Origin of the sequence: Moorena sp. SIO3H5 (assembly GCF_010692395.1) — a bacterium.
GTDB lineage: Bacteria > Cyanobacteriota > Cyanobacteriia > Cyanobacteriales > Coleofasciculaceae > Moorena.
The window spans coordinates 18,677-28,270 of sequence record NZ_JAAHHS010000059.1 but is presented as its reverse complement, the minus strand read 5'-3'; the positions used below and the strand labels follow the sequence as shown (position 1 = coordinate 28,270).

Here is a 9,594-nt window from a genome sequence, read left to right as displayed (position 1 = left end):
TGAAGAATTTGCGGCCTTCAAAGCAGCCCATCCCGACCATCTAGTGGTGTCTTACATTAATTGCTCCGCTGCCATTAAAGCGATGAGCGATATCATTTGCACCAGTTCTAACTCAGTTAAGATCGTCAACCAAATTCCGAAAGACCAGCCGATTATTTTTGCCCCAGATAAGAACTTAGGTCGCTATGTCATGGAGCAAACTGGACGGGAGTTAGTCATGTGGGAGGGGAGCTGTATTGTCCATGAAACCTTTTCTGAGAAAAAGATTGTGGAACTCAAAATACAGCATCCCGAAGCGGAGTTTATTGCCCATCCAGAATGCGAACCCCCTGTCTTGCGTCATGCCAGTTACATTGGTTCTACAACCGCCTTATTGAAGTATAGCGAGGAAAGTTCAACGGAAGAATTTATCGTGGCTACTGAGCCAGGAATTATTCACCAAATGCAAAAGAGGGCACCCCAGAAAAATTTCATCCCTGCTCCAGGTATGGATAGCAATTGTGCCTGTAACGAATGCCCTCACATGCGGCTCAATACTTTGGAGAAGCTATATCTAGCCATGAAGCAGAAAACACCAGAAATTACTATGCCGGAAGACATCCGAGTAGCGGCGTTGCGACCAATTCAACGGATGTTGGAGTTATCAGTGTAGTGCTGTAGTGCCCCTGAGCAGCTTGACCAAATTACTTGACAAAAGTATAAGTTATAAATTATGACTTATAAGAACTTTGTGTTGTGAAAACGAATAACTGCTTAGGAATTAATCAATTAAAAACTAGCGACATATGATCTATCGTGCAAGATTTTAAATCATCCCCTGACGAGCCTTTCCCATCTGCCAATACTCCCTCCCAATTTGACATCATAGTGGTCGGCAGTGGTGCGGCTGGGCTATATGCAGCCCTTTGTCTACCTGCTCATTTGCAGGTAGGTTTGATTACCAAAGATACCCTAAAAACAGGCTCAAGCAACTGGGCTCAGGGAGGAATCGCTGCTGCTATTGACCCATCTGATTCCCCAGAGCTTCACCTAGAGGATACCCAGCGAGCGGGTGTTGGTCTTTGCGATCGCGAGGCGATAAAGTATCTGGTAGAAAATGCCTCTGCTGCCATTGACTCTCTGGTCAAGATGGGGGTTGCCTTTGACCGCAAAGGCAAAAAGCTAGCCATGACCCTAGAAGCAGCTCACTCTCGTCCCCGCGTCCTCCATTCGGCAGACACCACAGGTCGAGCAATAGTGGATACGCTCACGGCCAAAGTATTGGAGCGTCCCAATATTAAGGTGCTATCTCACGCAGTGGCTTTGAGTTTATGGCTCAATCCAGCAACTGGTCATTGTCAGGGGATTAGCCTCCTCCATCAAGGTCAGATATCTTGGCTAAAAGCTTCTGCGGTAATCCTAGCCACAGGTGGTGGCGGTCAAGTGTTTGCCCAGACCACTAACCCAGGCGTAAGTACAGGAGATGGAGTAGCACTGGCTTGGCGGGCTGGAGCAATTGTTAGAGATTTGGAGTTTTTCCAATTTCATCCCACGGCTTTAACCAAACCAGGGGCACCTCGCTTTTTGATTACAGAAGCTGTCCGGGGAGAAGGAGCACATTTAGTCGATGAGAAAGGCGATCGCTTTGCTTTTAATTACCACCCTTCAGGGGAGTTGGCTCCTAGAGATGTGGTAAGTCGGGCAATTTTTAGTCACTTAGAAAAAACCTCCGCCGATCCTAGCCACGGGAATGTTTATTTAGACTTGCAACCCATTGAGCCAGAGCAAATTCGCTATCGTTTCCCCAATATTATTAACGTATGTCAACATTGGGGCATTGATATCTTCAAACAACCCATTCCCGTTGCACCTGCTGCCCATTACTGGATGGGAGGAGTGGCTTGCGATCTGACCAGTTGCACCTCGATTCCAGGGCTATATGCCATTGGTGAAACAGCTAGTACGGGAGTTCATGGTGCCAATCGCTTAGCGAGTAATTCCTTATTGGAATGCTTGGTTTTTGCGGCTCAATTAGCTGAGATTCAAACAGCTCCTAATCCAGTTATGGCGGAATCCCTACCCTTTATAAAAGAGAAAGGTGACTGGGAAAGGGACATCGAGAAGATAGCCTCAGTAAGGCAAAGTTTGCCCTCCCTGATGTGGCAAAGTGCAGGAATTTGTCGCTCCCAGGAAGTTTTAGAGTCAGCCCTTGCCCAAGTTAATTCTTGGCGCTCTGAATTGGCTGGCTTAGAAGTGAGTCAATACCTGCTTGATTTACTGCCCAACCAAACAGTTAAATTTGAGTCACCATTAGCGGAGCAGCAATTGCGAACGGCTGCAGAAACATTCAATCTCCTGGATATCGCCCATTTAATTCTCAAAAGTGCAGCATTGCGTACTGAAAGTCGGGGCGGACATTACCGCAGGGATTATCCCCAAACTTCACCCAGTTGGCAAGTTCACACCTTGGTACAGGGGGATCGTTGGTGGAAATCTCCACAACTTTCTCTGAGTTTAGAAACCAATCAGATAGCGGTATGAATACCACTTACTCAGAAGCGGTGAAAACAGCGCAAACCTATTATGATGGTCCAGAAACAGACCGATTGTATGCTACTTTCTGGGGTGGGGAGCATATCACTTATGGGATATACAAGAGTTCGGATGAACCGATCCATGATGCCTCCAAGCGCACTGTGGAAACAATTGCCCAAACTCTGGAAAATCTAGCTCCCGATTCACGAGTCATCGATATAGGTGCTGGTTATGGAGGGGCGGCGCGGTATCTCGCCAAAACCTACGGTTGTTCTGTCTGCTGTCTCAATTTAAGCGAGCGGCAAAATCAACGGAATCGCCAACTGAACCAAGAGCAGAATTTAGCCCACTTAGTTGAGGTAACTCAGGGTAGTTTTGAGGATATTCCCTATCCAGACAATTCCTTTAATATTGTCTGGTCCCAGGATGCGATTTTACACAGTAGCGATCGCACTCAGGTCTTTGAAGAAATTAAGAGGGTTTTGCAGCCAGGGGGAGAGTTGATTTTTACTGACCCCATGCAAAAGGAGACTTGTCCACCAGGACTACTGCAACCAGCCTTTGACCGTCTGGGTATCAAGGATATGGGTTCCTATCGCTTTTATAGTCAGACAGCCCAGGAATTGGGTTTTGAGGAATTGCACTTTATTGACCTTTCGGAAAATGTGCCTACCCATTATCGACGATTTGGGGAAGAAGTACGCGTACGCTATCAGGAGGTAGTCAGAATGAGTTCCACCGAATTTGTCGATAAAACCTTGAAAAGCATTGAACCCTGGATCGAGTATTACCAAAAAGGGTACATGCAGTGGGGCATTTTGCATTTTCGCCTGGGGTAAAATTTTTGGGAGTCAAGCTGTGACGATTTACTTTTACGACATTAGCGAAAAGCCCTATGGTTGTTTCTCCAACTTTTCCCCCCATGGCTTTGAACTGGACGGACTCTGGTGGCCCACCTCAGAGCATTATTTCCAAGCCCAGAAGTTTGCTGGTACGTCCCATGTAGAAGAAATTCGTTCTTGCAAGACTCCCGCAGAAGCTGCGAGCATGGGACGAGAGCGTACTCGTCCTCTGCGCAGGGATTGGGAAAAAATCAAAGAGGATGTTATGGGGCGAGGCTTACTCTGTAAGTTTCAAACCCATGCTGATATCCGCGAAGTTCTGCTGGGGACAGGGGACGAACTAATTGTGGAAGATGCTCCCCAGGATTATTATTGGGGTTGTGGTAAAGATAGGAGCGGTAAGAATCGCCTGGGACAAATTTTAATGGAAATCCGAGCTATCTTACGGGAATCTTGAGAAGGAGGAATGCTGAACAACTATGACAGAGTTAATGAATGCCGTTCTTCTTACTGAATTTGGACGGCCATAAAAACTGGTCTATACCCAAAGTCCCTAAAGCAGTCCGGAAAAAGGTAGAACTGTTAATTAACTTTGGAGCTTGTCAGGATTTTCTGGCTATAACAAATTGGCTATGTAAAACTGTCAGTAAATAATTAATCTAATCTTGATTGGGCGGGAGTTTTAGTTTTTGAGAGAATGATTTTTCAGAAATAACCTGCCCAATCATATTTAGTGGGCTCATACTTAGTGGGCAATAAGCGCGGTTTTCTGCATACTAGGTTCCCTAGAGCCGTTTTTATCTACTTCATCCGAAATGCTTGATCAGAAATCCTTGTCAAATAACCAGGATTTTTGAATTTTTAAACACGAAATTACCTTGGAATAACCATGACACTATCACAACCAGAAAAAGAATATCCTCTCTCAAAAGACGAAGCTTTGATTTACGATTGGCGCATCCATAGTATTCGCCAAGCACTGAAAGAAAAAGGAAAAGCCACAGGTCCTTTGCAAATTGAAGATTTGCTAGAATTGAATCACTTAGACCAATACCACTACTTTGGTACCAAAGCTTGCGATCGCGCTATCGATCGTTTGGCACTATCCCCCAACTCGCGAGTTTTGGACATTGGCAGCGGTATTGGTGGGCCAGCTCGATACATTAGTTATAAAACGGAATGTCACATCCAATGTGTGGAATTAAGAAAGAGTTTTAACGAAATTGCCCAAGAACTCACCCAACGAGTGGGACTTGACAAACGCATCCAATACCTCACAGGCAGTATTCTAAGTCCCCAAGTGATTGACGCCCTGTTACCAGGCTCATTTGACAGCATCATTTCGTTTCTGTCATTTTTACATATTGAAAACCGCGATAAAATCCTGGAAATTTGTTTTCGCTCTTTGAAGGAAAACGGCCTGATCTATATCGAAGATTACGTGGCCAATTGCCCTCTGACACCAGAAGTGCAAACCACTCTAGAAGAAGTTGTTCAATCCTCTTATTTACCAACCCGCGAAACCTACCGAAATCACTTCGAACGTGTAGGATTTGCTGACATTTGTTTCATCGATTTAACAACAGGGTGGAAACGTTGGGTAAAAGAACGCTATCAAAAATTTATCCAATCAAAAGAAGAATCAATAAAACTAGTCGGTGAAAACGTTTTTGAACACCGTCGTAAATTTTATCAAACCATTAGCGACTTGTTTGAAAGCGGCAAGATTGGTGGCTCCTCCATTGTTGCCAAAAAACCTTGTGCTCCAAAAATTTACCAAGTACCTGATACATATTTCTCCTCTACAACCTCTGTCTATAGTGAACAATACCATTTCTTTCTCGAAGATGGTTCTCTACTTGCTCTAAGATATTTTAAAACCGGAACAATCGAGCATTACTCAGCCTGGTGGAGCGACACTGAGGGCTACTCCCTGGAACTTATCAATACCTCCGAACACCAACGCTCAAATCAACACATTTCTATCAAAAACAACGATGGAACCGGAACCATTTGTTTGCCTGAAGCTAATATAGAAATTCAATTCCAAGTTGCCGCCGAATTCACTTGGGCGGTTCCTGCTGAAAAAAATCATCGCGCCGTTATTCACCAACCAAAACTCGTCTGCACAGTTTCCACAGGCGATCGCACTCAAAAAGGTATAGGTTATTGCAAAATTTATCAGGGAGATTACCCCAAGTTTTGGGGCTACCACTTTGTTCACGCCTTTTTCCCTAATTACGGAATAATTTGGAGTGCTGAAGCGACATTTGGCCAAGAAAAATACAATTATTTCAAGCTCCTGAACACCTCCGAAACAGAAAAAGAAATATTGTTAAGTGGAGAAGATTCTTACCATCGCCAAACCAGTGCCCATGGCCGCATTCAAGATAAAAAATATCACTTGAAATTCGACAAAAAAACTTTCGCAACTTGGTCGAGCATCAAGCGAAATCAACCATTGACTATGGAAAGTAAGCTATCCTTGGAATATAGAGCCGCTATTCTACAAATAGACGACCAAGAAGTTGCAGAAGGAATTTGTTTAAAAGAATTTTGTTTCGGCACAATTACATAAAATTGATGATTAATTATTAGTTCAAGGCTATCATATCGATAAACAAACAGCTAATGACTATAAAATTACATAGAAGCGATGGTGAAATCCTCTGTATTTTAAGCAGGAGATTAAACCGAAGGAGCCGTTTAGACTAGACATATTTATGTGTCTAGTCTATGGTAAAATGATAGTTACTGGGGGAGGTTAACAGCAGAGTAACAATAGCAGTGAAGTGATGGATAAGTCTACTTTCTCTAATTGGGATACAGAGGCAGATGTGGTAGTTATTGGTAGTGGAGTTGCTGGACTAGCGGCTGCGATTGAAGCCAAAAATGCTGGTGCATCGGTAGTTGTTCTAGAAAAGCGTAGCGCCTGTGGCGGAAATTCCATCATGAGTGATGGAGGGATAGCGGTTGCGGGGACTGATTTTCAGAAACAATACGGTATTGTAGACTCTTGGGAACTCATGTATGAGGATATGTTGAGAGCTGGCTTGAATATGAATGATGCATATCTGGCTAAGATAGTTGCTCAACAGTCTAATTCTGTACTAGAGTGGCTTACTGAATATTTAGGTGCCAAATTTAGACATAAGCCTATAATCTTTGGGGGTCATTCTGTTCCTCGTATCCATGTGCTACACAATTTTTCTGGAACAGCAATTGTGAAACCTCTTCTTTCAAAGGTAAAGGAGTTGGGCATTGAGATCAAAACCAATATTTCCCTCACGAAGTTCGGAAAGGATGTTCGAGAGATTGAAGTTTATGACAAAAAGCAAAACCAAGCTAGAGCAGTCTATGCAAATACCGGTGTCGTTTTAGCTACTGGTGGTTTTGGCGGAGATGTTGCTTTCCGAAGCCTTCATGATGCTCGTCTAACCAGCACCGTAGGTAATACTAATCGTTTGGATACTACAGCAGAAGGAATGCTAGAGGCAATCAAGATTGGTGCAAGTTCTGTGCATTTAGAATATATTCAGTTATCACCTTGGAGTTCTCCTGACGAGAAAGGGGATAAAATTGCTAGCGAATTTTTTTATACAGTTTTTCCCTATGGGATAGTGGTTAATCCCTTAACAGGAAAGCGCTTTTTTAATGAATTAGCAGATAGAAAAATTAGAGCAGATTCAATTTTGGAGGTTGGTCAACCCAGCATTGGTATTGCTGATTTGGAAGGTATAAAAATTTCTGGTCACAGTATGGAACGGTACTTAAGCAGGAATATTGTGAAAAGGTTTGAAGACTTGGAGGAACTTGCTGCAGCATATTCTCTGCCTTATCAAGCTTTAAAAGAAACTCTCGATATCTACAACAAGTATGTCGAGAATAAGAAAGATGAGAGTTGGCAAAAGCCTATTCCATTAGATGCAAAACCTCTCCATGCTCCATATTATGCTATGCGATTGTGGCCTAAGGTACATTACACTATGGGAGGCGTTACCATCAACCCTAAAGCTGAAGTTATTGATAATAATTCCCAGCCCATAAAAGGTTTGTATGCTGCAGGAGAAGTGACAGGCGGTATTCATGGTGCCTCTCGCCTAGGGGGTTCTTCTTTAACTGAATGCCTGGTATTTGGTAGAATCGCTGGTAAAAATGCTGCTTTACAAAAATTTACATCAATTTACTAGACTTATTATAGTAAGTTATGGAAAACTTTATATATATTGTGGTTGCTAAATAATAATTTGTAATTTGTGTTGTTGACTCACATGCTGGAATATACCGAGGTACATACAATAGGCAAATGGCAACATGGCTAGCTTTGTATACTGAAGGGTATCAACCAAATCACTCACTATTGATTTAGCAATAAAAACTGTAGCTATCTTATCAATGGGTGTCGAGCTCCCACAACTAACAATGAACACAATCGTTTTAGAACCTCTCAAACAACTCAAACAACATATTATTGATGCTGACTCTATTGGTTTAGAGGAAGCTTTAGATGAAGCATTAAAAGACTATTCCCCCCGACAGATTATTAACACTTGCCTCTTAGAGGCTATGAGGACTGTCGGCGACTTATATGGTTCAAGAGAAATTCCGTTACCGTCCGTTATAAAATCGGCAGAGACTAAAAAAGCGGCGGTAGCGTATTTAGAGACCCATATGGATAAGGAAGAAGCTGAGGATATTACTCAGGGTAAATGTCTGATTGCGACGGTAGAAGGCGACCTCCACGATCTTGGTAAAAATCTAGTTGATATTATCCTTTCTAGCAATGGTTACAAGGTAATTAATTTAGGCATTAACCAACCAATCGATAACATTCTAAAAGCCTACGAAGAACATCAACCAGACTGCATTGCCATGAGTGGCTTGTTGATCAAGACTATGGCAGTTATGAAGCATAATTTAGAAATTTTTAATGAAAAAGGCATTACCGTTCCTGTTATCTTAGGTGGCGCTGCATTAACGCCTAAGTTTGTGGAAAAGGATTGCAAAAATACCTATAAAGGTCAAGTTGTCTATGGAAAAAATGCTTTTGTTGATTGGCATTTTATGGATAAACTAATGTCAGCAAAAGCTGAAGATAATTGGGACGACCTGAAAGGATTTTTAGATGAAGAAAATTCACCTCCCCCCGCACTAACCTTAGAAGAGATGGGGCAAATGCCATTTGCCGAAGCAAATCAATATAAACTTTATATGAATGATTCATTTGTTTATAATGAAGAATCTTTGGCAAAAGAATCATCGGCAAAAAAATCTGTGGTAATTGATACTAAGCGTTCCCATGTAGTAACTTTAGATGTAGAACGCCCTACTCCTCCTTTTTGGGGAACTAAAGTCTTAAAAGATGGAGACATATCAATTGAAGATATTTACCCTTATGTAGATGTACAGCTTTTATACGTGGGACGGTGGCGATTTCGTAAGCTAAAAGATCAATCACAACAAGATTATAATGACTTTTTAGCCACAAAAGCTTATCAAGTTTTAGAAGAATGGAAAGAAAAAGTTATTGCCGATGACCTAATACATCCGGCAGCAATTTATGGCTATTTCCCCTGTAACGCTGAAGGTAATACAGTGTATGTCTACGATCCAGAAGATCACGACAAACTGCTAACAACCTTTGAATTCCCCCGTCAACGGGGAGGAAAACGTCTTTGTATTGCGGATTTCTATGCCACTAAAGAATCAGGTCAAATCGATGTCTTCCCCATGCAAATTGTAACAGCAGGTGAAATAGGAACCACCCATGCACAGAAGCTATTTGAAGCGGATAATTATCTTGACTACCACTATTATCATGGTGTGGCGATGCAGATGGCAGACGCTATAGCGGACTGGTTGCACGCTAGAATCCGTAAGGAGTTAGGATTTGGGTCAGAAGAGCCTGATAATATAACCGATATAATGCGCCAACGCTATCGAGGATCTCGTTATAGTTTCGGTTATCCCGCTTGCCCTAATATGGCAGATCAATTCAAGCAAATGGATTTACTCGATACCTCTCGCATTGATGTTTACATGAATGAAAGTGAGCATCTACTTCCTGAACAGTCTACCACAGCATTTGTTGCTCATCATCCTTTAGCAAAATACTTTAATACTTAGTGAATTAGATAAACAAGTCTATGATGGTGGGCTAATTAAACTCTTTTTTTGTCTCGCTTAGAGACGGAAAGTTGGTAGATAAATTTTCGACAATAATATACTATAGCGGTTT

Annotated in this window: 6 protein-coding genes and 1 pseudogene; all 7 read left to right on the top strand. The window is 42.4% G+C overall.

Annotated features, from left to right (window positions below; genetic code table 11):
• Nucleotides 1-652, top strand: a 652-nt coding sequence (nadA, locus tag F6K52_RS09485; protein ID WP_293076734.1) for a quinolinate synthase NadA, incomplete at its 5' end; no start/stop codon positions are given.
• 143 nt (nt 653-795) lie between these two features.
• Nucleotides 796-2,520, top strand: a complete 1,725-nt coding sequence (gene nadB, locus F6K52_RS09480; RefSeq protein ID WP_293076732.1) for an L-aspartate oxidase — start codon at nt 796-798, stop codon at nt 2,518-2,520.
• On the top strand, nt 2,517-3,353 hold the full coding sequence (locus F6K52_RS09475; protein WP_293076730.1) for a class I SAM-dependent methyltransferase: 837 nt from the start codon (nt 2,517-2,519) through the stop codon (nt 3,351-3,353). Before nadB ends, F6K52_RS09475 begins: the two co-directional genes overlap by 4 nt.
• A 19-nt stretch (nt 3,354-3,372) precedes the next feature.
• Nucleotides 3,373-3,813: an NADAR family protein gene (locus F6K52_RS09470; RefSeq protein WP_293076728.1), complete on the top strand. Its 441-nt coding sequence runs from the start codon at nt 3,373-3,375 to the stop codon at nt 3,811-3,813.
• 432 nt (nt 3,814-4,245) lie between these two features.
• Nucleotides 4,246-5,934 carry a methyltransferase domain-containing protein gene (locus F6K52_RS09465; RefSeq protein WP_293076726.1) on the top strand — a complete coding sequence of 563 codons (1,689 nt, stop codon included), beginning with the start codon at nt 4,246-4,248 and terminating at the stop codon, nt 5,932-5,934.
• Between the two features lie 217 nt (nt 5,935-6,151).
• A complete protein-coding gene (locus tag F6K52_RS09460) occupies nt 6,152-7,546 on the top strand; it encodes a flavocytochrome c (RefSeq protein WP_293076724.1) in 1,395 nt (464 codons plus the stop codon).
• A gap of 259 nt (nt 7,547-7,805) precedes the next feature.
• Nucleotides 7,806-9,482: pseudogene (locus tag F6K52_RS09455) on the top strand (vitamin B12 dependent-methionine synthase activation domain-containing protein); the annotation flags it as partial.
• Between the last annotated feature and the right edge of the window lie 112 nt (nt 9,483-9,594).

Excerpts from the sequence above, each read along its gene's own strand:
- F6K52_RS09475 (WP_293076730.1), top strand. The coding sequence starts at position 2,517 with ATGAATACCACTTACTCAGAAGCGGTGAAAACAGCGCAAACCTATTAT.
- F6K52_RS09465 (WP_293076726.1), top strand. The coding sequence starts at position 4,246 with ATGACACTATCACAACCAGAAAAAGAATATCCTCTCTCAAAAGACGAA.
- F6K52_RS09460 (WP_293076724.1), top strand. The coding sequence starts at position 6,152 with ATGGATAAGTCTACTTTCTCTAATTGGGATACAGAGGCAGATGTGGTA.